Origin of the sequence: Mesorhizobium sp. WSM4935 (assembly GCF_029625735.1) — a bacterium.
Lineage (GTDB): Bacteria > Pseudomonadota > Alphaproteobacteria > Rhizobiales > Rhizobiaceae > Mesorhizobium.
Map to the genome: position 1 here is coordinate 69,731 of NZ_JARTVR010000014.1, position 22,571 is coordinate 92,301.

General features: G+C 63.4%; 21 protein-coding genes. 10 read left to right on the plus strand and 11 right to left on the minus strand.

The window, feature by feature from the left end; all coding sequences use genetic code 11:
• The first annotated feature begins 19 nt into the window (after positions 1 to 19).
• From P9273_RS25505 to P9273_RS25530, 6 genes are all read left to right on the plus strand, one after another.
• On the plus strand, positions 20 to 1,024 hold the full coding sequence (locus tag P9273_RS25505; RefSeq protein WP_278051253.1) for a glycosyltransferase: 1,005 nt from the start codon (positions 20 to 22) through the stop codon (positions 1,022 to 1,024).
• A 102-nt stretch (positions 1,025 to 1,126) separates the two neighbouring features.
• Positions 1,127 to 1,501, plus strand: coding sequence for a GtrA family protein (locus P9273_RS25510; protein ID WP_278051254.1), 375 nt, complete (start codon positions 1,127 to 1,129; stop codon positions 1,499 to 1,501).
• A gap of 79 nt (positions 1,502 to 1,580) precedes the next feature.
• Positions 1,581 to 2,522 (plus strand): glutathione synthase, encoded by a 942-nt coding sequence (gene gshB / locus P9273_RS25515; RefSeq protein WP_278051255.1) that lies wholly within the window; start codon positions 1,581 to 1,583, stop codon positions 2,520 to 2,522.
• Positions 2,523 to 2,722: 200 nt separating this feature from the next.
• Entirely contained in the window at positions 2,723 to 3,673 is a 951-nt protein-coding gene (locus P9273_RS25520; protein ID WP_278051256.1) for a glycosyltransferase family 8 protein, read from the plus strand.
• A 128-nt stretch (positions 3,674 to 3,801) separates the two neighbouring features.
• Positions 3,802 to 5,331: a YifB family Mg chelatase-like AAA ATPase gene (locus P9273_RS25525; protein WP_278051257.1), complete on the plus strand. Its 1,530-nt coding sequence runs from the start codon at positions 3,802 to 3,804 to the stop codon at positions 5,329 to 5,331.
• Positions 5,332 to 5,419: 88 nt separating this feature from the next.
• Complete coding sequence (locus P9273_RS25530; RefSeq protein WP_278051258.1) at positions 5,420 to 5,935, plus strand: GNAT family N-acetyltransferase; 516 nt, start codon at positions 5,420 to 5,422, stop codon at positions 5,933 to 5,935.
• Positions 5,936 to 6,108: 173 nt separating this feature from the next.
• Here P9273_RS25530 and P9273_RS25535 read toward each other — a convergent pair whose 3' ends face one another.
• The 11 genes from P9273_RS25535 to lepA all read right to left on the minus strand — a co-directional run bounded on the left by P9273_RS25535 (position 6,109) and on the right by lepA (position 18,120).
• Positions 6,109 to 8,283, minus strand: a complete 2,175-nt coding sequence (locus P9273_RS25535) for a malate synthase G (RefSeq protein WP_278051259.1) — start codon at positions 8,281 to 8,283, stop codon at positions 6,109 to 6,111.
• Positions 8,284 to 8,581: 298 nt separating this feature from the next.
• Positions 8,582 to 10,603: a hydantoinase/oxoprolinase family protein gene (locus P9273_RS25540; protein WP_278051260.1), complete on the minus strand. Its 2,022-nt coding sequence runs from the start codon at positions 10,601 to 10,603 to the stop codon at positions 8,582 to 8,584.
• 166 nt (positions 10,604 to 10,769) lie between these two features.
• The gene (locus P9273_RS25545; protein WP_278051261.1) at positions 10,770 to 11,144 is read right to left on the minus strand and encodes an endonuclease domain-containing protein; all 375 of its coding nucleotides are present in this window, start codon (positions 11,142 to 11,144) and stop codon (positions 10,770 to 10,772) included.
• A gap of 100 nt (positions 11,145 to 11,244) precedes the next feature.
• On the minus strand, positions 11,245 to 11,871 hold the full coding sequence (locus P9273_RS25550) for a CDGSH iron-sulfur domain-containing protein (protein ID WP_278051262.1): 627 nt from the start codon (positions 11,869 to 11,871) through the stop codon (positions 11,245 to 11,247).
• Positions 11,872 to 12,029: 158 nt separating this feature from the next.
• A complete protein-coding gene (locus P9273_RS25555) occupies positions 12,030 to 12,401 on the minus strand; it encodes an endonuclease domain-containing protein (RefSeq protein ID WP_278051263.1) in 372 nt (123 codons plus the stop codon).
• Positions 12,402 to 12,526: 125 nt separating this feature from the next.
• Positions 12,527 to 12,874, minus strand: a complete 348-nt coding sequence (locus tag P9273_RS25560) for a hypothetical protein (RefSeq protein WP_278051264.1) — start codon at positions 12,872 to 12,874, stop codon at positions 12,527 to 12,529.
• 237 nt (positions 12,875 to 13,111) lie between these two features.
• Positions 13,112 to 13,618, minus strand: coding sequence for a hypothetical protein (locus tag P9273_RS25565; protein ID WP_278051265.1), 507 nt, complete (start codon positions 13,616 to 13,618; stop codon positions 13,112 to 13,114).
• 9 nt (positions 13,619 to 13,627) lie between these two features.
• Positions 13,628 to 13,843 carry a hypothetical protein gene (locus P9273_RS25570; protein WP_278051266.1) on the minus strand — a complete coding sequence of 72 codons (216 nt, stop codon included), beginning with the start codon at positions 13,841 to 13,843 and terminating at the stop codon, positions 13,628 to 13,630.
• Between the two features lie 97 nt (positions 13,844 to 13,940).
• Positions 13,941 to 15,746, minus strand: coding sequence for an RNA-directed DNA polymerase (locus P9273_RS25575; protein ID WP_278051267.1), 1,806 nt, complete (start codon positions 15,744 to 15,746; stop codon positions 13,941 to 13,943).
• A 257-nt stretch (positions 15,747 to 16,003) separates the two neighbouring features.
• Positions 16,004 to 16,249 (minus strand): hypothetical protein, encoded by a 246-nt coding sequence (locus tag P9273_RS25580; RefSeq protein ID WP_278051268.1) that lies wholly within the window; start codon positions 16,247 to 16,249, stop codon positions 16,004 to 16,006.
• A gap of 65 nt (positions 16,250 to 16,314) precedes the next feature.
• Positions 16,315 to 18,120, minus strand: a complete 1,806-nt coding sequence (gene lepA / locus P9273_RS25585) for a translation elongation factor 4 (RefSeq protein ID WP_127252994.1) — start codon at positions 18,118 to 18,120, stop codon at positions 16,315 to 16,317.
• 356 nt (positions 18,121 to 18,476) lie between these two features.
• On the opposite strand from lepA, the gene P9273_RS25590 reads away from it, so the two are divergent.
• From P9273_RS25590 to msrA, 4 genes are all read left to right on the plus strand, one after another.
• Entirely contained in the window at positions 18,477 to 19,577 is a 1,101-nt protein-coding gene (locus tag P9273_RS25590; RefSeq protein ID WP_278051269.1) for a TadE/TadG family type IV pilus assembly protein, read from the plus strand.
• A 202-nt stretch (positions 19,578 to 19,779) separates the two neighbouring features.
• On the plus strand, positions 19,780 to 20,466 hold the full coding sequence (locus P9273_RS25595) for a DUF1223 domain-containing protein (protein WP_278051270.1): 687 nt from the start codon (positions 19,780 to 19,782) through the stop codon (positions 20,464 to 20,466).
• 90 nt (positions 20,467 to 20,556) lie between these two features.
• A complete protein-coding gene (locus P9273_RS25600; protein ID WP_278051271.1) occupies positions 20,557 to 20,844 on the plus strand; it encodes a hypothetical protein in 288 nt (95 codons plus the stop codon).
• 357 nt (positions 20,845 to 21,201) lie between these two features.
• Positions 21,202 to 21,939, plus strand: a complete 738-nt coding sequence (msrA, locus tag P9273_RS25605; RefSeq protein WP_278051272.1) for a peptide-methionine (S)-S-oxide reductase MsrA — start codon at positions 21,202 to 21,204, stop codon at positions 21,937 to 21,939.
• The last annotated feature ends 632 nt before the right edge of the window (positions 21,940 to 22,571 follow it).

Genomic DNA, 22,571 nt, shown 5'->3' on the forward strand with positions numbered 1-22,571 from the left:
CGGGCGTTCGGAGACAGACATGCCGCATGCAGTCCGCCATGAGCCGGTCATTGCCGTGCTCCTGCCTTGCTACAATGAGGAGCTGACGATCGGCGAGGTGGTGCGGCGCTTCCGCGAGACGCTGCCTTCGGCCGCGATCTATGTCTACGACAACAATTCCAAGGACCTCACGGCGCTCAAAGCCCGCGCCGCCGGCGCCGTCGTCGTGCGCGAGCCGCGCCAGGGCAAGGGCAATGTGGTGCGGCGCATGTTCGCCGACATCGACGCCGACATCTATGTGATGGCCGACGGCGACGGCACCTACGCGCCGGAGGATGCGCCGCAGCTGATCAATATCCTGCAGACGGAGCGCTCCGATATGGTGGTGGGCACCAGGCGCGGCGTCACCGACGATGCCGGCCGCAACGGCCACGCCTTCGGCAACCGCGTCTTCAACCGCCTCTATAAGGGCCTGTTCGGGACCGACTTCACCGACATCTTTTCCGGCTACCGGGTGTTTTCGCGCCGCTTCGTCAAGAGTTTCCCCGCCGTCTCCGGCGGCTTCGAGATCGAGACCGAGATGTCGGTGCATGCCTCGCAGCTGAAGCTGCCGGTGAGCGAGATGGCGCTCGATTACGGCCGCCGCCCGGAGGGCTCGTCGTCCAAACTGTCGACCTTCCGCGACGGCGCCAGGATCCTGTGGATGTTCGCCATGCTGGTGAAGGAGACGCAGCCGCTGCGCTTCTTCGGCACCTTCGCGCTGTTCTTCCTGGCGGCCAGCATCGGCCTGATGATCCCCGTGCTCATCGAATTCGCCGAGACGGGGCTGGTGCCGCGCATGCCGACCTGGGTGCTGTCGATCGGCATGCTGCTTCTGTCCATGCTCTCGATGATGACGGGCTTCATTCTCGATTCCGTGTCGCGCGGCCGGGCCGAGCAGAAGCGCATCTTCTACCTGTCGATTTCGTCCGGCTGGGCCGAGCGCGGGATGCCGGCGCAGGCCTTGCCGAAGAGCGAGCCGGGCAAGGCGCCTCGGGCTGCTTAGAGCATGGTCCCGAAAAGTGGGAACCGGTTTTCATGCTCCAACAAAGAGTTAGATCGTGAGGGCGATTCAACGAAACGCCATCACGATCTATGGGGCGGCATAGTGGGGCGTCTCTTCCGCTTCGTCCTTGCCGGCGGCATCGGCTTCGTCGCCGACGCGGCGGCGCTCTGGCTGCTGCTTGCCGCGACGCCGCTCGGCGCGCTCTCGGCGCGCGTGCTGTCGATCGGCTTCGCGCTCTGCATCACCTGGCAGGTGAACCGCCATCTCACCTTCGCGCCTTCGAGCCGGGGCATCGCGCAGGAAGGCGCCCGTTACGGCGGCGTCGGCATCGCCACCAGCATCGTCAATTACCTGGTCTACTGCGCCGTCCTATTCGCGCTGCCGGCGCTGCCGCCGCTGGCGGCGCTCGCCATCGCTTCGATCGTCGCGATGACGCTGTCCTTCCTCGGCTATTCCAGGCTGGTCTTCGACCGCTAAGCTTCTGCACCAAGCAAGCACGATTGGCAGACGCCGCCGATTTCCTTATATCGGCGGCTGAGTTCGCCGGAGACCCGAGATGCCGCTGAAAATCGCCGTCCAGATGGACCACGTCTCCACCGTGTCGATTGCCGGAGACACGAGCTTCGCGCTGTCGCTGGAGGCGCAGCGGCGCGGCCACAAGCTTTTCCACTACACGCCCGACCGGCTGTCGATGCGGGATGGCAAGGTGTTTGCGCGCATCGAGGAGATGCAGGTGCGCGACGAGAAGGGCAACCACTATTCGCTCGGCGAGAAGGTGCGAACCGATCTGTCCGAGATGGACGTGGTGCTGCTGAGGCAGGACCCGCCCTTCGACATGAACTACATCACCACGACGCATATTCTGGAGCGCATCCATCCGAAGACGCTGGTGGTCAACGATCCGGCCTGGGTGCGCAACAGCCCGGAAAAGATCTTCGTCACCGAATTCCCGGACCTGATGCCGGAGACGCTGATCACCAAGGATCCCCAGGAGGTGGCTGCGTTCCGCAAGGAGTTCGGCGACATCATCGTCAAGCCGCTCTACGGCAATGGCGGCGCCGGCATCTTCCATCTGCACGAAGCCGACCGCAACCTCGCCTCGCTGCTCGAGATGTTCGGCCAGCTGTTCCGCGAGCCCTATATTGTCCAGCGCTATCTCAAGGACGTGCGCAAGGGCGACAAGCGCATCATCCTGATCGACGGCGAGCCGGTGGGCGCCATCAACCGCGTGCCGGCCGAGCACGATTCCCGCTCCAACATGCATGTCGGCGGCCGCGCCGAGAAGACCGAGCTGACGGAGCGCGAGCGCGAGATCTGCGCCCGCATCGGCCCGGCGCTGAAGCAACGCGGCTTCATCCTCGTCGGCATCGACGTGATCGGCGACTACATGACCGAGATCAACGTCACCTCGCCGACCGGTGTGCGTGAGGTGCAGCGCTTCGGCGGCGCGGATATCGCCAGCCTGTTCTGGGATTGCGTGGAGGGGAAGCGGGGATAATCCTTCGACACGACGCAGGCGGCTCCATGCATTGGGCCTGTCGATGTCGCCGAATAGATAACGGTGAACCTCGCGCCTGCGGTGGGCGATGAGCTATTTGAGGGGCGAGCTGCCAACGTGCTGCCTATGACCGGGAACGCTCTTGCGCTCTATCCACCGCAGCAGGACCTGGCTCCTCATTTTTCAGGAGTCGCAGTTTCATGATAATTGTTACTGCAAGCGACAATAACTTTGTGCCGGGGCTGTTTTTATTCGTCTTTTCTGCTTGGATACATAATCGCGAGGCGAAATTCGTCGTCATTGACGCAGGAATAGAACCGGCGGCCGTGATAGAACTTCGCCGCTTTTGTGGACGAAATGGAATTGACTGTCGGATCGTCCAGGCAGACGCCAGGCGGATTTCCGATCTGCCGACAAGAGGCAAGCTGCTGACGACTGCCGCATATGCCCGAATACTCATTCCCGAAATACTGCCTGATTGCGATAAGGCCATCTACATGGATGCGGATACGCTGGTGGTATCCGATCTTGGCGGCCTCTGGTCGGCGGACTTGGGCGACAATTTGGTCGCCGGCGTGATTGATGGCTTCGTCGAGCAGGAGGAACTCGACGACATCGAAATGTCCCGGAATGAATATATAAATTCGGGTGTTCTGATTATGAATCTTGTCGCCTGGCGCCAGGAAGGTATTGCAGACCGGATCTTTGCGAAGGTTCGCGAGACCGCCAAGTCGCGATACCTCGACCAGACAGCCTTGAATACGGTCGTGCGCGGTCGAGTTCTTTTCCTGGGCAGGGAATGGAATTTCTTTTCAGAGCGGTATGTGGAAATCGAACGGCGGCTTCCCAAGGTGATTCATTATGCGGGATCGGCCAAGCCTTGGCGCTACAGCCGCGTGCCTTTTGCGGATGTTTTCAATTTCTACAGAACCATGTCGGGATTGGATATCCCGGCAGGTACACTGGTTCTGAAATCCGCCCGCAGGCGAAAGATGATCCTTGGCCTTATGGGGTTGCGGAAAAAATACTGGTCCTCCGCCCTGGCAATCCACTATTACCGCCGCCGATTTACAAAGCCCCATCTACGAGGCTTGGCCAAGATGTTCTCGACGGCTCCGTCACCGCGGCAAGGTTCGACTGTCGCGCCGTAACGAGATGCGCAGTTGCTTGTGTTCTCGTAATGTTCTTGCTCAAAGCGAAAATCTGTGGTTGTCTAGCCTGATTTCACTCGCGGCGTGATCGCAGGGCAATGCGAGCCGGTATCGGGGGCTTGAGACATATGGTGGCGCGGGTTCGCACGGTGGCTTTCCAGGGCATCGAGGCTTTGCCGGTCGATGTCCAGGTGATGGTCGGGCCGGGCAAGGTCGGCATGCAGATCGTCGGCCTGCCGGACAAGGCGGTGGCCGAGAGCCGGGAGCGCGTGCAGGCCGCGCTCCACGCATCCGGCCTGTCGATGCCCTCGAAGAAGGTGACGGTGAACCTCGCGCCGGCCGATCTGCCCAAGGAAGGCAGCCATTACGACCTGCCGATCGCGCTCGGCCTGATGGCGGCGCTGGGCGCCATTCCCGGCGACATGCTGGCCGGTTACGTGGTGCTGGGCGAATTGTCGCTCGACGGCACCATCGCGGGCGTGGCTGGCGCTCTGCCGGCGGCCATCGGCGCCAATGCGGAGAGCAAGGGCCTGATCTGTCCCTTCGCCTGCGGACCGGAGGCGGCCTGGGCCGGCGAGGATTTCGATATATTGGCGCCGCGCAGCCTGATCGCCATCGCCAACCATTTTCGCGGCACGCAGGTGCTGTCGCGCCCCGAAGCCGGCATCCAGCTCGCCGCGCGCGACTTGCCCGACCTCGCCGACATCAAGGGCCAGGAAAGCGCCAAGCGGGCGCTCGAGGTGGCGGCGGCCGGCGGCCATAACCTGCTGATGGTCGGGCCGCCCGGCGCGGGCAAGTCGATGCTGGCGCAGCGCCTGCCTTCGATCCTGCCTCCGCTGGCGCCCAAGGAGCTCTTGGAAGTCTCGATGATCGCCTCCGTCGCCGGCGAGCTCGCCGAAGGCAAGCTGACCGACCGGCGGCCGTTCCGCGCGCCGCATCACTCCGCCTCGATGGCGGCGATGGTGGGCGGCGGACTGCGCGCGCGTCCGGGCGAGGCCTCGCTCGCCCATAATGGCGTGTTGTTCCTCGACGAATTGCCCGAATTTGCGCCGCAGACGCTGGATGCGCTGCGCCAGCCGCTGGAAACCGGCGACTGCATGATTGCGCGCGCCAACCATCGTGTCACCTATCCGGCGCGCATCCAGCTGGTTGCGGCGATGAATCCGTGCCGCTGCGGCATGTCGGGCGAGCCCGGCTATCGCTGCCTGCGCGGCGATCGCTGCCGCACCGAATACCAGGCACGCATTTCCGGCCCGCTACTCGACCGCATTGATCTCAGGATCGAGGTGCCGGCGGTCTCGGCGAGCGACCTGATCCGGCCGGACAAGGCGGAGACGAGCGCTTCCGTGGCGCAGCGCGTGGCGCGTGCGCGCGCCATGCAGCGCGAACGGCTGGAAAGGCTGGGTGCTGCCGCCACCACCAACGCGCACTGCCCGCCTTCGATCATCGAGGAGATCGCCAAGCCCGATGCCGCCGGCCTGACGCTGCTCAAGGATGCCAGCGAAAAGCTTGGCTTTTCGGCGCGGGCCTATCACCGCGTGTTGAAGGTGGCGCGCACGCTGGCCGACCTCGACGCCAGCGAGACCGTCGGCCGCATCCACCTCGCCGAGGCGATTTCCTATCGCATGAGTGCCGAGCGGATGGCGCAGGCGGCGTAGACCTTCATTGAAATGCCCAGGCCGCGCGGTTTTCGCGCCAAGCGACCGCGCATGCTATGATGGCGCGGATTCAACCGGGGGCGTGGGGATGATTTCCGTTTCACCGGCGCGCGGCGCTAAAGATTTTGACATCCTGGCCGGGCTGTACCGCAAACTCGCGGAATGGGATGCCGAAGCGGCGCTGCCCCACGGTGTCTCGGCGGAAGACGTAAAGACCATTTTTCACCCCGAAACCAGCGGCGAGGAGTTGGCCGCGAAATTCAACACACCGGCAGCCGTGGCTTTTGTCGCGCGCTTAGGCAGTATGCCGGCCGGCTGCCTTGCCTTCGACCCATTCGATGACAATGCCACGGAGCTTCACAAGTTCTTCGTCGACGCATCGTTTCGCGGACGGGGGATCGGCCGCGCGCTGATGGGAACCGCATTGGCGGAAATCGCGAAGGGCCGAAGCCGCACTGCGCTGATCCACACGACCTTCTATATGAAGAGCGCCATTGCCGTGTACGAATCGTTCGGCTTCCGGCCCTGCCCGCCCTTCCGCGAAACGCCGGAGCAGGTCAGGCACACGGATGTGTTCATGTCGCGCGCGGTCCAGCGAGCATGAGACGAGAACTGCCGCCATGCGGCCGGCCCAATGCCGATCCTGCTCCGACGTGAGGCGCTGGAGCGGCTTTCGGAATCGCTGACCCTAGTATTTGTTTCTACGCAATTCCGGACGGAAACCACTACGCACCTTTCCTAGACTTGCCCTTGGGCAATCGCCTCCCGGCAGTCCGTTCAGGCCGTGCCGAGCTTCGCCTTCAGCTCCAATCTCCGCTTATGCAGCACCGGCTCGGTGTAGCCGTTGGGCTGGACTGTCCCCTTGAACACCAGGTCGCAGGCGGCCTGGAAGGCGATCGACTTGTCGAAGTCCGGCGCCATCGGCCGGTAGAACGGGTCGCCGACATTCTGGCGATCGACGATCGCCGCCATGCGCTGCAGCGAATCCCGGACCTGGATCTCCGAGCACACCTTGTGGCGCAGCCAGTTGGCGATGTGCTGCGAGGAGATGCGCAGCGTGGCGCGGTCCTCCATCAGGCCGACATCGTTGATATCAGGCACTTTCGAGCAGCCGACGCCCTGGTCGATCCAGCGCACGACATAGCCGAGTATCCCTTGCGCATTGTTGTCGAGCTCGCGCTGGATCTCGTCCGGCGTCCAGTTCGGCCGCACGGCTACCGGCACGGACAGGATGTCGTCGAGCTTCGCCTTCGGCCGGCTCTTCAGCGCCGCCTGCACGGCGTGCACATCGACCTTGTGATAATGCGTGGCGTGCAGGGTCGCGGCCGTCGGCGAGGGCACCCAGGCGGTGTTGGCGCCGGCTTTGGGATGGGCGATCTTCTCAACCAGCATCGCCGCCATCAGGTCCGGCATCGCCCACATGCCCTTGCCGATCTGGGCATGACCGGCGAGCCCGCATTCGAGACCGGTGTCGACATTCCAGGCTTCATAGGCGGAGATCCAGGCGGCCTGCTTCATGTCGCCCTTGCGGATCATCGGGCCGGCTTCCATCGAGGTGTGGATCTCGTCGCCGGTGCGGTCGAGGAAGCCGGTGTTGATGAACACCACGCGTTCCTTCGCCGCGCGGATCGCCTCCTTGAGGTTGACGGTGGTGCGCCGCTCCTCGTCCATGATGCCCATCTTGATGGTGTTCTTCGCCATGCCGAGCAGCGCCTCGACGCGGTCGAAAATCTCGACGGCGAAGGCGACCTCCTCCGGCCCGTGCATCTTCGGCTTCACCACATACATCGAGCCGGCGCGGGAGTTGGCGCGCCGCCCGTTCGGCCCGATATCATGCAGCGCGATCAGCGCGGTGATCGCGGCGTCCATGATGCCTTCCGGCACCTCGTTGCCGTCACGATCCAGGATCGCCGGATTGGTCATCAGGTGGCCGACATTGCGCACCAGCATCAGCGAGCGGCCGGGCAGCGTAAGCGCGCCGCCGCCGCGCGAGGTGTAGCTGCGGTCCGGGTTGAGCTTGCGCACGAAAGTCTTGCCGCCCTTGGTGATTTCTTCGGCGAGATCGCCCTTCATCAGGCCGAGCCAGTTGCGGTAGACGACGACCTTGTCCTCGGCGTCGACGGCGGCGACCGAATCCTCGCAGTCCTGGATGGTGGTCAACGCGGCTTCGAGGAGGACGTCGGCGATGCCGGCCGGATCGGTCTTGCCGATCTCGTTGGCGCGGTCGATGACGATCTCGATGTGGAGACCGTTCTTGACCAGGAGCACCGCTTCCGGCGTGGCGGCATCGCCGCGATAGCCGACGAACTGCCTTGGATCGGCAAGCGTCGTGGCGCCGGCGCCCTCGCCAGCTTTCAGCGCGCCATTCGCCACCGACAGTCCGTTGACGCCGGCCCATTTGCCGGTGGTGAGCGGCACGGACTGGTCGAGGAAATCCTTCGCCCAGGCGATCACCTTGGCGCCGCGCACGGGATTGAAGCCTTTGCTCTTCTCTGCGCCGCCCGTCTCGGGAATGGCGTCGGTGCCGTAGAGCGCGTCATAGAGCGAACCCCAGCGGGCGTTGGCGGCATTGAGCGCATAGCGCGCGTTCATTACCGGCACGACGAGCTGCGGCCCGGCGACGACGGCGATCTCGGGGTCGACATGTTCGGTCGAGACGCTGAAGGCCGGCCCTTCCGGCACCAGATAGCCGATCTCCTTCAGGAAAGTCTTGTAAGCCTCCATGTCGACCGGCGCGCCGTTTTCGCGATACCAGCCGTCGAGCTTTTCCTGCATGGCGTCGCGCTTGGCGAGCAGCGCGCGGTTCTTCGGCGCGAGGTTGTGGACGATGGCCGAAAAGCCGGTCCAGAATTTCTCCGGGTCGATGCCGGTGCCGGGCGTGGCCTCCCCGGCCACAAAGTCATGGAGCTCCCGGGCGATCCGCAACCCGGCGATCTCGATGCGGTCGGTCATCTGCACGTCTCCAGATAGGTGGCTTTGGCCTTGTTAGCGGGGGCCTTTGACATGTTTGGGGTTGCGGGGTCAATTCAGCTTAGGGTGTAGGGAGGCGCGGCGGGCGCCAATTCTAACACTGGCGTCGGGCGCGAACGAGCGCGGCGCCTCAAGATCAAGGTTCCTCGCCCCACCAAGTGGGGAGAGGTGGCTCGGCGAAGCCGAGACGGAGAGGGGAGCGCCCTATGAAGGCCCCCTCTCCGTCCGCTTCGCGGACACCTCTCCCTCGCCTCTGGCGGGGGCGAGGAACCAAGCGCCCTCACACCGCAATCCGCGGCCGCCCCGACGCCACGGCAACCACATGCGCCTCGATGAACATGCGCTGGCCTTCGATGGTCGAGACCTTGAACTCGGTGGCGATGTCGATCTCGGCGCTGTCGGTGCCGGCGTCTTTCGCGCGCTCGGCCGCGATCGCGCGCACATCGGCTTCGGCCGCTGCGATCGCCTTGTCCTCCTCGGTGAAGTCGCGCACCGTCTGGCCCGACGCCAGCCGGAACAGGCCTTCCTTCGGCTGGCTGACGCGGGCTTCGGCCGAGACGCGCACCTGGCCGACCACGGCGCCGAGCGCGTTGGCGACATCGGTGTCCTCCGGCACGATGCAGCCATTGCCGACCAGCGGCGGCAGGCCGGCATAATGCAGCGGCGCCGAGGCGCCCAGCCCGATGACCGGGCGGTCGAGCGCCACGGTGAAGCGGGCGATGCCGGGATGCGCGTCGACCGCGCGCTGCACCAGCGCATGCGCAACGGTCGCCGCGCCGTCCAGCCCGTCCTCGGCGAAGGCGGTTTCGAGGATATATTCGGCCGACCAGCGGGTCAGCGTCGTCAGCACGCGCTGCGAAATCTCCTGCGGCGTCGCCGCGATCGTCTGGCCGCGGCCGTCGCGGCGGCGGGCGAAAAGCTCGGCGCCAAGGCGAGCGGTGGCGCCATCCCAGTTCGATTGTTTGCCCAGCACATGGGCGGCGTCCGACGGCGTGAAGCCCGAGATATGCACCAGCCCGCGCGCGACCAGCCGGTTCAGCGTGGCATTCTGCGCGTTCGACGACAGCAGCCGGTCGAGCGCCAGAGGCGTGGCGCCGATCGTCTCGTAGAGCTTCGCTTCCGGACCGGTGAGGCCGGCCGCGAGCCGGTCCGGCACGCCGGTGCGCAGGGCAAAGCGCCCGTCCATGCGGCCGGGATTGGGGGCGCGCAGCTGCCGTTCCAGCTCCGACGTCACCGCCTCGCCATGCACCATGCCGGAAAGCGCCAGCGGCACCAGGCGGCGCGGCCCGAGCAGGATTTTCGGCTCGAGCGCCCCGTCTTCCAGCGTGACTTCGGAGTCGCCGCCGAGGCCGAAGGTGCGCATCGCGACCGCTTCCACCATGGTGCGGAAGCCGCCTACGGTGGCACCTTCCGGATCGAGCCGCGGCCGGCCTTGATCGAGCACGGCGACGTCCGTCGTGGTGCCGCCGATATCCGACACCATGGCGTCGTCCAGCCCGGTCATGTGGCGGGCGCCGACAAGGCTGGCGGCCGGGCCGGAGAGGATCGTCTCGATCGGCCGCTGGCGGGCGAAGGCCGCCGAGACCAGCGCGCCGTCGCCGCGCACCACCATCAGCGGTGCTGCAATGCCGCGCTTGGCCAGAAACCCTTCGGTCGCCGCGACCAGCCGGTCGATCATCGAGATCAGGCGGGCGTTGAGCAGCGTGGTGAGCGCCCGGCGCGGCCCGCCGAGCTTGGCCGAAAGCTCGTGGCTGGCGGTGACCGGCAGGCCGGCCTTCTCGCGGATCAGGTCGCGGGCCGCGAGCTCATGCGCCGGGTTGCGCGTCGCGAAATAGGCGCAGACGGCAAAGCCCGACACCGAGCCGCCCAGTTCCGGAAGTGAGGCCTCGAGGCTGGAAAGGTCGAGCTTGGCGGCATTGCCGTGCACGTCATGGCCGCCGGGGCAGAACACCACCGGATCGGTCCCCAACGCCATCTTCAGCCCGTCGCGGGCAAGGTCGGCCTCGGAAAAGCCGATCATCACCAGCGCCACGCGCCCGCCCTGGCCCTCGACCAGCGCATTGGTGGCAAGGGTCGTCGACATCGAGACCAGCTTTATCGAGGCAGGATCGCTCCTGGATTTCTCCAGCACCGCGTCGACCGCGCCGGCTATGCCGACGGCGAGATCGTGGCGCGTGGTCAGCGACTTCGCCTTGGCCAGAACCTTGCCCTTTGGGCCGCCCTCTTCCGACCACAGCACCGCATCGGTATAGGTGCCGCCGGTGTCGATGCCGAGGAAGAGGGGGTGAGGCTTGGCGGTCATTTTGCAGGCAGTCCGGGGTCGAGGGCTTTGTTGCGAAGCCCTTAGCCGATACCGGCTGGCGGATAAAGAAGGGAGGGATGGGCCAAGGAGGTTAGCCAATCTCCCCCCTCGTGGGGGAGATGCCCGGCAGGGCAGAGGGGGGCGCTGTCCCGCCGACCTGGTCGCGCTATTCGGACGGACTTCCGAGCCCGGTCACGATCACGATATGCTGGCAAACATTATCGATGTCCCGAATGACATCGTCGTTCCAGAATCGCAAAACGGTCCAGCCCTCTTTCTCCAGTCGCGCTGTCCGCGCCTCATCGCCTGCAACGGCATCAGCTTCTCCGTGCTGAGACCCGTCGACCTCAACGACGAGCTTCTTCTGCGGACAAGCGAAGTCTACGATATATCCGGCGATCGGAAACTGGCGCCGGAAGCCTAGGCCCATCAACCGATGGGCACGAAGCTCGTTCCAAAGCTTCAACTCGGCTGCTGTCATCACCTTGCGCATTGATCTGGCGTTGGCGCGCTGTTTTGGCGGCAGCGGTGTATGGGGCATTTGTATTGCTCGGTGATTGTTAAGGTTCGCGCTCTACGGCGCCCCCCTCTGTCCTGCCGGACATCTCCCCCACGAGGGGGGAGATTGGCAGCTTCGACGCCTACCCCACGAATCCCACCCTTTTATGTGACCCATCACAAAACGGCTTGTTCGCCGAATGCCCGCAGCGGCAGAGGAAGACCTTGGTGGTGCGCGCGATCGTATGCCCCGTGCCGGTGACGATCTCGAGATTGCCTTCGACCTTCAGCGGCCCGTTGCTGGTCGGCGTCACCTTCAGCGGCCCATCCCGCGCCTCCAGCACCTGCGCTTCTTTCAGCGGCGGCTCGCCGGTGGCGGTGAAGCCGGCCTTGATGTGGCTGTTGTCGCAGAACGGCTTGTTCTGCGACAGGCCGCAGCGGCAGAGCGTGGCGCGGAAGAAGGTTTCCTCGCCCAGCACGATCTCGGCATGCACCGCCAGCGGGCCGTTTTCCCGCAACCGCACGGTGTTGACCACGGGCGGCCTCTCCTGCGGTCCGCCGTCCTTGCGGTTGTAGGTGATGGCGCCCGACGGGCAGTTTTCGGCCAGCGCCACGACCTTCTCGACGCTCGCCGCCTCCGGGTGGATCCATTCGCCCGGCGCGTTGGGCACGAAGACATGCGGGTTGCCGAGCACGCAATTGCGCGAATGGATGCAGCGCTTGCCGCTGAAGGAAATGTCGATCTTCTCGCTTTCGACCGTGCCTGCCATGGGGCTCTCCTCCTGGTGGGTTGAGCAAGGCTAGGGCGGCGGTGAGAGGGGCGTCAAGCGACAAGCTCCCCCTTCCCCCTTGTGGGGGAAGGTGGCTCGGCGCTCAGCGCCGAGACGGATGAGGGGTGCTCCAGCTTGGCAAAGAGGCCGATGCACCACTACCGCCAAGGCTGCAGACTTTGATCCCGAACATAAGCGATGATGGTATCGCACACCGCATCGAGTTCTTTCAGAACGTCGTCGTTCCAGAACCGAAGCACGCGAAATCCTCTCGCCTTCAATTCCGCGTCGCGTTCCTGGTCGTGGCGCGACTCCGCATGCTGACTGCCGTCGATTTCGACGATGAGCCGAGCCTCGGCGCAGAGGAAATCCGCCACGAAGCGGCCGATCGGCGCCTGCCGTCGGAACTTGATGTTATCCAGACGGCGCCCGCGCAGCTCCTGCCACAGGCGATCTTCCGCCTCAGTCGGCTCGCGCCGCATCGAACGGGCGAAATTCCGTTTGGCTGGAGCTACGGGCTGGTGGGGCATAGCGCGAGATTAACCGATGTTGTGGACTTGAACATCCGGCGTCGCACTTCGCTGGAACACCCCTCATCCGTCTCGGCGCTGCGCGCCGAGCCCCCTTCTCCCACAGGGGGAGAAGGGGGAAGACGCTACTCCGCCAGGTCCACCGTCTCGGTGGAATGCTCGGTGCAGATGAAGCAGCAGGTGTCGCAGGGCTGGTCGTTGTCGGGACCGACGCCGGCGGTGATGGAATCGTCGCCGTTCACCCAGGCGCCCCAGCAGATATGCTCGCCCGGTTCGCAGGAGATCGGCACGGACTTCCGCGCCTTCGGCCGGATGAGGAACACCTTGTCGTCGCCCGGCCAGACTTTTTGGCTGTCGCGGCTGAACAGCTCCAGCGCGACGCCGTCCGAGCGCTGGTTGCGCACGAACACCGACATGTCGGCGGCGAAGGCCGGCGCGGTGAGGAGAAGGAAGGCGAGCAGAGCGCGAATCATGGCGAGGTCCCCCGGAGGAGTAGAGCACGGGTGGAGGCTAGGCGCGACCTCCCCTTCCCCCCTTGTGGGGGAAGGTGGCTCGGCGCGCAGCGCCGAGACGGATGAGGGGTGCTCCAGCTTGGCAAGGGCGTTCGCCACAGAAGTGTGCATCGCCACCGCCTCACTCCGCTGGAACACCCCTCATCCGTCGCCTTCGGCGACACCTTCTCCCACAAGGGGAGAAGGGGGAGCCGCGCCCTACCTCACCACCACATGCGGTGCAAACGTCTTCACCGCGTCCACCAGGTCCTGGCCCCGCACGTCGAGCGAGGAGATCTCCATATGCACGATGTTCCGGCCGAAGGGCATCAGGCCGAAGGCGTTGGCGGAGGAATAGCGGATGGCGTCGGGCGGCTCCTCGGTGAGCTCGAAATTGAGCATCGCGGCGCCCTTGCCGCCGGCGGCGAGGCGCACGCTTTTCACCTTGCTCCACGGCACCAGCACGTCGCCGGCGCGGCGATCCCGGAAACCATCCTTGTCCAGCACGACCTTGACCGAAGTGTCGAAGGCGCCGCGCGCGATGAAGACGCCGAGCGCCAGGCAGGCGGCGCCGAGCAGCGCGATCCACAGCACATGCCCGCCATCCGCGCCGGAAGCGACGCCCTGCAGCGCGCCGAAGCCGAAGATGCCGCCGATCAGGAACGGCCCGACGGCGGGCAGGATCTTTCCCGACGCACTGTTGCGGAGTTCGAGCGGCGCGGCCATGTTGCCGGCTCAGCGTGTAGGTGGGCCGGTGAAGACCCCGGCCGCGGCCAGGTCATCCCGCAGCCGCCGGTATTTCATGGCGAGCAGAGCCGCCGCGCCGACTATGCCATGGATGGTCCACAGCGTCTCGCGCAGCGCATCGCTGGCAACGAACGTGACCGCCATGCCCAGTGCGCCGCCAATGGCGAGGCCGATCGCGGCGACGGTGTTAGAGGTGGAGCGCATGTGATGACTCCCCAAGCCGGGGAGAGAATACAACGCGGTGGATTGGGGGTGAAGAGGAGGACGTCACACGTGCGACGTCCGCGATCCTGTTATATGATTATATGATCCCTCCCGTCGCATAGCTCCTCTCCGCCATGATGTACGAATGTGTCTTGGCGAGCTTCATCTTATCACTCTCTGCAATCGACGCGCTTCTCAGCACAGACCGGAGAACCAACATCTTTTCGTGTGTGCATTTGAGTGGAACACTGTCGTTTCTCGCTCCAACAACAGATCTGATACGCTTGTATTTGAGCGCCTCTCCTTCCAAATCCTTGTGAAACTCAAGCAGCTCTACACCTTTGGGTAGCAATCGTTCCGTAAGATAGATGTAATAGGTCGATACCTCGTCCGTATTTTCTCGAAGCCGCGGCCACATTCCACCCACCAATCGCGATAGAGATTCATCATTCGTCCAAATGAACTCCGTGTCTTTAAGATATTTGAATATGGTCTTGGCCGATCCGAAACGAGAAAGAATCCAAATCGCTGCGTAAACAGAACAGAAATCGTCTTTGGGGAAATAAGCGAGAATCGCCTTTAGTGACTCTGTTTCCGTCCCATCGTATTCTATTTTGGCCTCCACCAGACGCCTTGCTAGAACTAAGCGAAAGTAATCATCACAGACCAATCCTCTCTCGAATACACCCTTGATCCGGTCGAAGTCGACTTTCCTTATCCCGCATAGACCTAGGTTCCGCAGTGACGGTTCGCGTAAATTGGGATGCAAGGAAATAAAATACTCAAACAAAATATCTGGAACTCTTGCAGAAAACTTACTATACATACCAATCGCCCGCTTAATTATCTTTTCGCCATTCCCTATTTTAAAGTAGCCTTTCTTGTAAAATCGCTCGAAGAGCTCTGACAACTTTTTGAACTTTGGTTCGATAGATTCGCCGTCCGCAGTCATTGCAATCAGCCGCGTCTCGAGCTGTTCTAAGAAGCGGTTGTCCCGCACTCTAAAATGCGAATAGGCTTCTTTGGCAGTCAAGATTCGCGTTTTACCGGCATTCAACCTTAGGCTACGGGACTGCAGTACTAGGTCAGTGTCTCGAAGCAACTTCTTTGCGTCTTCGATCGTGTCCACGCCGGCATCGATGTCATCCATGAATCGCGCATAGTTCTTTTGGGAGCGCTGTTCCATGAAACGATCCAACTCAAACAGATAGCAGTGAGCGAGCAGTCTTGGCGCGTCGAGATCAATCTGCGGCAAACCGATTTGGCGCGGAGGCATGAAATCTGGCCGCCAAGCGAGTGCAGAAATTATGTGGAGGTAAAAGTCAAAAAGCGACTCATGAACCTTTACAAAGGACGTAATTACGTTCCTAAGTTGCACAAGATCGATGAAGTCATAATAGTTTGATATATCGGTTACCACTACAAATTTGTTTTCGTCTCGGAAGTTCAATATCTTCTCTTGAAACTTCTTCCACGACTTGAACGTGCCGTACTCCTGATCGTCGGTCGGTTTAAAGCTGTGATCTTGCGGTTCGAAAAACGCATTTTTAGACGGAGATTGTTTTTTTATGTCGCTGTAGAGCTTGTCAGATAGGCACTGGAGTATGATCGCAGCCTCAACGGAAGTCTGAACCATCAAGCGGCACAGGCCGAGGGTTTTTTCGACATGGTAGCGCCGGGGCTGACTTACGCCGAAATTCCCTCTGCGGATCGACGACCGTATCCGTGCAATTACGGCGTCTATGCTTGCCTGAACGTCGAGATATTCTACTGGATCTGGGAAAACCTGCCTCTTCAGGTCATACCTGGTTTTCTTCCGCCACTTCTCTTCTAGCCGCTTGGCCGTGAGATACCTTAAGATGTCTTGGGCTCTCAGACTGTATTTCGGAGAGTGTTGAGTCACTCAGGTTATCCAAGAAAGAGTCGGCCACGTCATTGTGCTATTTAACCAAAAGGGCGGCCAACGTCTATCTCGTATCGATTGTTAGACGTGGGGGAGGGATGCCAACAAGTGCCAGAAATTCCGTGTCCGACGGAAGTGTGTCCAAGACGGAATATAGTGGTCCGGTCTCCCGCTCCCCTCGCAGCGGCGCTTGGATGAACGTCTCCGGGGAGGTAGCACTGCCGAACTGGAATCCGCTCAGCGTCAAGTTTCGCGTGTCAGCTAACTCGCTTTCCATCTACGAAGATATTGCGTCGAACAAGGGACGGCCGTGTCTTCGTTTCAATCCGAATGGAGAAACCTTTGAGGATCAGGCGAATTGCTTCTTCTTCCGTTCGAACAAGGACCTCGTTCTTTTTGTGGTGTTTGATCTCTCGTGCTTCAGGGTCCCCGAGAACGAACAGGCCGTCTTTTTGGGCCGGCGGCCACTTTTGGCCATCGGAAGTCAACCGGTAGATACGCATTCCCCTCCCCGAGATTATCGCAAGATCAATGTCGATTGGTCGGTCGACCGGCTATGTGGGATCGCTCAATCCCCCATCTTCAGCGCCTGGATAAACGCCTCCTGGGGGATATCCACCTTGCCGAACTGGCGCATCCGCTTCTTGCCCTCTTTCTGCTTGTCGAGCAGCTTGCGCTTGCGGGTCACGTCGCCGCCGTAGCATTTGGCGGTGACGTCCTTGCGCAGCGCCGAGACGGTCTCGCGGGCGATGATGCGGCCGCCGATCGCGGCCTGGATCGGGATCTTGAAGAGATGCTGCGGGATCAGCTCCTTCAGCTTCTCGCACATGGCGCGGCCGCGCTTTTCGGCGGCCGAGCGGTGCACCAGCATGGAGAGCGCGTCGACCGGCTCGTCATTGACCAGGATCGACATCTTCACCAGGTCGCCCTCGCGATAGTCGGTCAGGTGGTAGTCGAAGGAGGCGTAGCCCTTGGAGATCGACTTCAGCCGGTCGTAGAAATCGAACACCACCTCGTTGAGCGGCAGGTCGTAGGTCAGCATGGCGCGCTTGCCGACATAGGAAAGGTCGGCCTGGATGCCGCGCCGGTCCTGGCAGAGTTTCAGGATGCCGCCGAGATAGTCGTCGGGGGTGAGGATGGTGGCGCGGATCCACGGCTCCTCGATCGAGGCGATCTTGACCACGTCGGGCATGTCGGCCGGGTTGTGCAGCTCCTTCACCGTGCCGTCGATGAGGTTCATGCGGTAGACGACCGACGGCGCGGTGGCGATGAGGTCGAGGTTGAACTCGCGCTCCAGCCGCTCCTGGATGATCTCCAGATGCAAGAGCCCGAGGAAGCCGCAGCGGAAGCCGAAGCCGAGCGCGGCGGAGGTCTCCATTTCGTAGGAGAAGCTGGCGTCGTTGAGGCGCAGCTTGCCGACGGCGGCGCGCAGATCCTCGAAATCGGCGGCGTCGACCGGGAACAGGCCGCAGAAAACCACCGGCTGCGCCGGCTTGAAGCCGGGCAGGGCCTTTTGCGTCGGGCGGCGGTCCTCGGTGATGGTGTCGCCGACGCGGGTGTCGGCCACTTCCTTGATCGAGCCGGTGAAGAAGCCGAACTCGCCGGGGCCGAGCTCGTCGACATTGACGCGGGCCGGCTTGAACACGCCCGTCCTCTCGACGAGGTATTTCGCGCCGGTGCCCATCATGCGGATGGTCTGGCCCTTCTTCATCACGCCGTCGATGATGCGCACCAGGACGATGACGCCGAGATAGGCGTCGTACCAGCTGTCGACCAGCATGGCCTTCAAGGGCGCGTTGATGTCGCCCTCGCGGGGCGGCGGCAGCTGATGGACGATCGCCTCCAGCACGTCCGGCACGCCAAGGCCGGTCTTGGCCGAGATCAGCACGGCGTTGGAGGCGTCGAGGCCGATCACCTCCTCCACCTGTTCGCGGATGCGCTCGGGCTCGGCCGCAGGCAGGTCGACCTTGTTCAGCACCACGACGATCTCGTGGTTGTTGTCGATGGCCTGGTAGACGTTTGCCAGCGTCTGCGCCTCGACGCCCTGGCTCGCGTCCACCACCAGCAGCGAGCCCTCGCAGGCCGCCAGCGAACGCGACACCTCATAGGCGAAGTCGACATGTCCAGGCGTGTCGATGAGGTTCAGCACATAATCCTCGCCGTTCTTGGCGCGGTAGTTGAGCCTCACGGTCTGGGCCTTGATGGTGATGCCGCGCTCGCGCTCGATATCCATCGAGTCCAGCACCTGCTCCTTCATGTCGCGCTCCTCCAGTGCGCCGGTGAGCTGGATCAGCCGGTCGGCAAGCGTGGATTTGCCATGGTCGATATGGGCGACGATGGAGAAATTGCGGATATGGTCGAGCGGCGTCGTCATGCGGCGCGCTTTAGCAGGGGCGGGGTTGAGGGGCAAGCGGCGGGGCAGTCTCCCCTTCTCCCCTTGTGGGAGAAGGTGGCCGCGAAGCGGCCGGATGAGGGGTGCTCCAGCTTGGCGGCGCCGCCTATCCAGTCGGAGTCCGCCAACGTCTCACTCCGCTGGAACACCCCTCATCCGTCTCGGCGCTATCGCGCCGATCCACCTTCCCCCACAAGGGGGAAGGGGAGGCGCCGCGCCCCTTCACATCCCGCTCACGAAATATTCAAACCCGCTTAAGCATTCATGCACCGCTCTCGCGCATGCTCCGCGCCCGGATGGTAAACAGGCTTGCTGCCTGAGACGACGAAGACCCTGAAATGTCCCGCTCTGCCCGTAAGTTCAGTCCGGCCGCGGTGGCCGGGGCGTTGAGGCGATTTCTCGCCCGCCGCGACGGCTCGATGATGCCGATGATGGTGCTGCTGACGATCCCGCTGGTGGCGGCGGTCGGCTTTTCGGTCGACTACACCTCGGCGGTGACGACGCGCAGCGACATGCAGAACGCGCTCGATGCTGCGATCATTGCGGTCACCACGCTGCCCACCACGACAAGCTTCTCCGACCGGCAGGCGGCGCTGCAGCAGGCCTATGCGGCCAATAGCGGCCAGGGTACGGCGACGCTCACCGGCGTCAATGTCGATGCGACCGGCACGGCGACCTTCACCGCCACGGCAAGCTACCCGATGCCGACGAGCTTCATGCAGGTCGTCCGCATCAACACGGTGCCGGTCGGCGTCGGCTCCTCGGTGCGCAAGACGCCGGCGCTGGTGCAGACCACCTTCAAGGTGACGAAGGTGTCCGGCTACTGGGCAAAGACCATGACGCTGTGGGGCACCAAATTCGGCCAGACCACCCCCCAGAAGCTGATGACGATCGGCTACACCTATAATGGCTATGGCGATCCGAAAGGCTACGGCACCACGGTCGTGAACACTATAAACGGGTCGACCTCGACGATGGTGCAGAAACAGGTCTGCACCACCGGCACGCTGAAGAGCCTGCAGAACTCCGTGCCCGCCGGCACCGTCATCCAGACCGACAATTACGGCACGAGCTATTATTGCGTCGACACGTTCTATCCGGCCAACGGCGCGGGCGCGGTGATCGACGTCAGCCAGATGGATCAGCTCTATCTCGAAATGGACGTGCCGTCGGGCAATCCGAAGGTGCTCAAGTCCAACGATCCGACCACGTCGAACCGGCTCTATATCGGCACCAGCCCGACCAACTTGACCGAAGTGGCGACCGGGCAGAAGGTCGACATCTTCACCGCCGTGCCCTGCGGCCAGACCGGCTACCAGGCCTGGGAAGACGGTGGCAACGCGGTGCCGGCTCCGGTCTCCAACGCCGACTTCTTCTACACCGTGCAAGGCAAATGCGACTACAACCAGCGCCCGTCGGAGACGGTGCTGACGCAGTGATGGCGCCTCTCCTTCCCCCTTGTGGGGGAAAACGCGCGGCGCCGCCGCTGCTGATCTCCCCCACAAGGGGGGAGATCGGACGTCGCGGCCGCTTTCGCCAATCTCCGAACAGCAAGCCACCCGATCACAAACCGGTGAGCCTGTAACGAACCCCTCCACCCCGGCGAAATCGGAGCATGACCCGCTACGGAGATTGCTTCCCATGACCGGATTGAAGACAAGCCTGCTCGCCGGCGCAATGCTTGCCGCCACGCTCGGCGCCGCTTCCGCTGAGCCGCTGACCGTGGTCGAGCTGTTCACCAGCCAGGGCTGCTCGTCCTGCCCGCCGGCCAACGCCAATCTGATCAAGGTCAAGGACCAGCCGGGTGTGCTGGCGCTGTCGTTCAACGTCACCTATTGGGACTATCTCGGCTGGAAGGACACGTTCGGCCGCAAGGAATTCACCGATCGCCAAGTGACCTACGAGCCGTCGCTCGGCCATGACGGGCCGTTCACGCCGCAGGTGGTTGTGAACGGCAGAAGCGACGGCGTGGGGGCGGCGCCGGGCGAGATCCAGAAGCTGATCGCCAGCAGCGGCCGCACGCAAGGTCCGGAGCTTTCGCTCGGCCAAGGCAAGGTCAGCATCGGCGCCGGCAAGGCGCCCGGCGGCGGCGCCGACATCTGGCTGGTGCGCTACAAGAGAGGCGTCGTCGAGGTGCCGGTGGCGCGCGGCGAGAACACCGGCCGCACGCTGCCGCATGCCAATGTCGTGCATGCGCTGACCAAGCTCGGCAGTTGGAACGGCCAAGCGACCACGCTGCCGCTGCCGTCGGCGACCGGCGGCTTGAGCACCGCGGTGCTGGTGCAAACGCCAGGCGGCGGGCCGATCCTGGCCGCCGCCGCCAACTGATTTTCTTCCTTTCGCGCGGGGCCGCACGGATGCGGCAACGCTTCACCAAGGCCCGCATTCGCGCGCGCCATAACCCAAGGAGTACGACCCATGACCAAATTCCTCACGCTGCCGGCGCTGGCCGTCGCGCTTACCGCATCGGTCTTCGTCGCCGGCGCCCGCGCCGATGACGCGACCAGCGCGATGAAGCCCGCCAATGCGATGGCGACCGACGCCATGAAGCCGGCGACGGATTCGATGAAACCGGCCGATGCCATGAAGCCCGACGCGATGAGCACCGAGGCGATGAAGCCGGCAACGGATGCGATGAAGCCGGCGGACGCGATGAAGCCCGCGACGACGGATGCCATGAAGCCTGCGGACACCACCGCTCAGTGAGGTGAGGTTGTGATCCGCTCGCGTCGCCGGCGGACGAGGCAATCGCATGGGGCGGCGCAGCCCCCTCTCCGTCTCGGCGCTGCGCGCCGATCCACCTCTCCCCCGGCTTTGCCGGGGGCGAGGAAATGCCAGCCGCCGAGGGCGAGGAAATGCCAGCCGCCGAGGGCGAGGAATGCCAACGGGCGCGGCCTTCGCAAGCCTGGGTTCCTCGCCCCCGCAAAGCGGGGGAGAGGTGGCTCGGCGAAGCCGAGACGGAGAGGGGAGCGCCATCGGCGGTTACACGCCGCCGCACGGCAAAGTGAGAATCCCGTGGCGGCTTCGTTCGTATATAGTGAAGCAACAACAAGGAGACCCAACATGACCGGCATTGAAAAGAGAGCCGCGCGGCGGCCATTCCTTGCCAAAGGCGCGCTGGCGGCCCTGGTGCTCAGCGCGGCCGCGGCCGTCTTCTGGCAGAGCCCGGCCCGCTCGGCCGAGGACGCGGTGGTGATCCCGCCGCCGGCTTTGGACGAGAAGGCGGCGAGCGGCACCGAGAAGGCGATCTTCGCCGGCGGCTGCTTCTGGGGCGTGCAGGGCGTGTTCCAGCATGTCAAGGGCGTCAGCAAGGCGGTGTCCGGCTATACCGGCGGCAGCGCCGAGAACGCCGTCTACGAGGTTGTCGGCACCGGCCGCACGGGCCACGCCGAATCCGTCGAGATCACCTACGACCCGTCGAAGGTCACCTATGGCCAGCTCCTGCAGGTCTATTTCTCGGTCGCGCACAATCCGACGCAGCTCAACTACCAGGGGCCGGACCGGGGCACCCAGTATCGCTCGACGATCTTCGCCGAGAATGACGAGCAGAAGAAGATCGCCGAGAGCTACATCGCCCAGCTCGACAAGGCAAAGGTGTTTCCGAAGCCGATCGTCACCACGCTCGAAACCGGCAAGACCTTCTACCCGGCCGAGGATTACCATCAGGACTTTCTGACGCTGAACCCGACCTATCCTTATATCGTCTACAACGACCTGCCCAAGATCGAGAATCTGAAGGCGCTGTTCCCCAAGCTCTACAGCGAGAAGCCGGTGCTGGTGCTGGCCTCCAGCAAGAGCTGAGGAAGGCCGGGCCGGTTTCCTGATGCAGGGGAATCTCGAGCGGCAGGTGTATCTGGGTCGGCAGGTGACATGCCTTGGCGATTGGCGGAGCCGCCCGAACGTCGTCATTCCAGGGCGGAGCAGCCGCGAAGCGGCGTCGCGGAGACCCTGGAATCCATGCCGTGACCCTGATCAAAGAGCGCAGCGGAGCAGAATTCTGCACCGCAACAGCGCTCATACGTCACGGCATGGATCCTCGGGTCTGCGCGCGTCGCTTCGCTCCTTGCTCCGCCCGTGGATAACGAGGTCAGGGCGGCTCCGCCAATCCCCGGCGTTTGCGCCGATTTCACGGAGGAACGGTGAAATCCTGCCGACCGGCAAACGGCAAGCCAGCCGCTTGCACTTCCTGGAATGCTCCGGGCCGGCCTGCCGTTTGAGCACGTGTTTCGCAACCATCCACCTCTATTTCGCTGGCAAACAAAACACAGTGTGAAGCAGTTCATAGAATTATACTTGCCGCTGCTAAATATTGACATCAAATCTTTTGCCGCCACATAATCATCGCCGTCACCCTTTCGAAGAATTCGTTTCAACCGAGCCGGAGCCCTGCTTCCGGTACGGATTCCTGTTGCCCGCATTGGTGGGCCGGACAT

Excerpts from the sequence above, each read along its gene's own strand:
- P9273_RS25590 (WP_278051269.1), top strand. The coding sequence starts at position 18,477 with ATGTCCCGCTCTGCCCGTAAGTTCAGTCCGGCCGCGGTGGCCGGGGCG.
- P9273_RS25540 (WP_278051260.1), bottom strand. The coding sequence starts at position 10,603 with ATGACCGCCAAGCCTCACCCCCTCTTCCTCGGCATCGACACCGGCGGC.
- P9273_RS25565 (WP_278051265.1), bottom strand. The coding sequence starts at position 13,618 with ATGGCCGCGCCGCTCGAACTCCGCAACAGTGCGTCGGGAAAGATCCTG.
- gshB (WP_278051255.1), top strand. The coding sequence starts at position 1,581 with ATGCCGCTGAAAATCGCCGTCCAGATGGACCACGTCTCCACCGTGTCG.
- P9273_RS25555 (WP_278051263.1), bottom strand. The coding sequence starts at position 12,401 with ATGCCCCACCAGCCCGTAGCTCCAGCCAAACGGAATTTCGCCCGTTCG.
- lepA (WP_127252994.1), bottom strand. The coding sequence starts at position 18,120 with ATGACGACGCCGCTCGACCATATCCGCAATTTCTCCATCGTCGCCCAT.
- P9273_RS25550 (WP_278051262.1), bottom strand. The coding sequence starts at position 11,871 with ATGGCAGGCACGGTCGAAAGCGAGAAGATCGACATTTCCTTCAGCGGC.
- P9273_RS25530 (WP_278051258.1), top strand. The coding sequence starts at position 5,420 with ATGATTTCCGTTTCACCGGCGCGCGGCGCTAAAGATTTTGACATCCTG.
- msrA (WP_278051272.1), top strand. The coding sequence starts at position 21,202 with ATGACCGGCATTGAAAAGAGAGCCGCGCGGCGGCCATTCCTTGCCAAA.
- P9273_RS25560 (WP_278051264.1), bottom strand. The coding sequence starts at position 12,874 with ATGATTCGCGCTCTGCTCGCCTTCCTTCTCCTCACCGCGCCGGCCTTC.
- P9273_RS25545 (WP_278051261.1), bottom strand. The coding sequence starts at position 11,144 with ATGCCCCATACACCGCTGCCGCCAAAACAGCGCGCCAACGCCAGATCA.
- P9273_RS25520 (WP_278051256.1), top strand. The coding sequence starts at position 2,723 with ATGATAATTGTTACTGCAAGCGACAATAACTTTGTGCCGGGGCTGTTT.
- P9273_RS25595 (WP_278051270.1), top strand. The coding sequence starts at position 19,780 with ATGACCGGATTGAAGACAAGCCTGCTCGCCGGCGCAATGCTTGCCGCC.
- P9273_RS25570 (WP_278051266.1), bottom strand. The coding sequence starts at position 13,843 with ATGCGCTCCACCTCTAACACCGTCGCCGCGATCGGCCTCGCCATTGGC.
- P9273_RS25535 (WP_278051259.1), bottom strand. The coding sequence starts at position 8,283 with ATGACCGACCGCATCGAGATCGCCGGGTTGCGGATCGCCCGGGAGCTC.
- P9273_RS25580 (WP_278051268.1), bottom strand. The coding sequence starts at position 16,249 with ATGCGTATCTACCGGTTGACTTCCGATGGCCAAAAGTGGCCGCCGGCC.
- P9273_RS25505 (WP_278051253.1), top strand. The coding sequence starts at position 20 with ATGCCGCATGCAGTCCGCCATGAGCCGGTCATTGCCGTGCTCCTGCCT.
- P9273_RS25525 (WP_278051257.1), top strand. The coding sequence starts at position 3,802 with ATGGTGGCGCGGGTTCGCACGGTGGCTTTCCAGGGCATCGAGGCTTTG.
- P9273_RS25600 (WP_278051271.1), top strand. The coding sequence starts at position 20,557 with ATGACCAAATTCCTCACGCTGCCGGCGCTGGCCGTCGCGCTTACCGCA.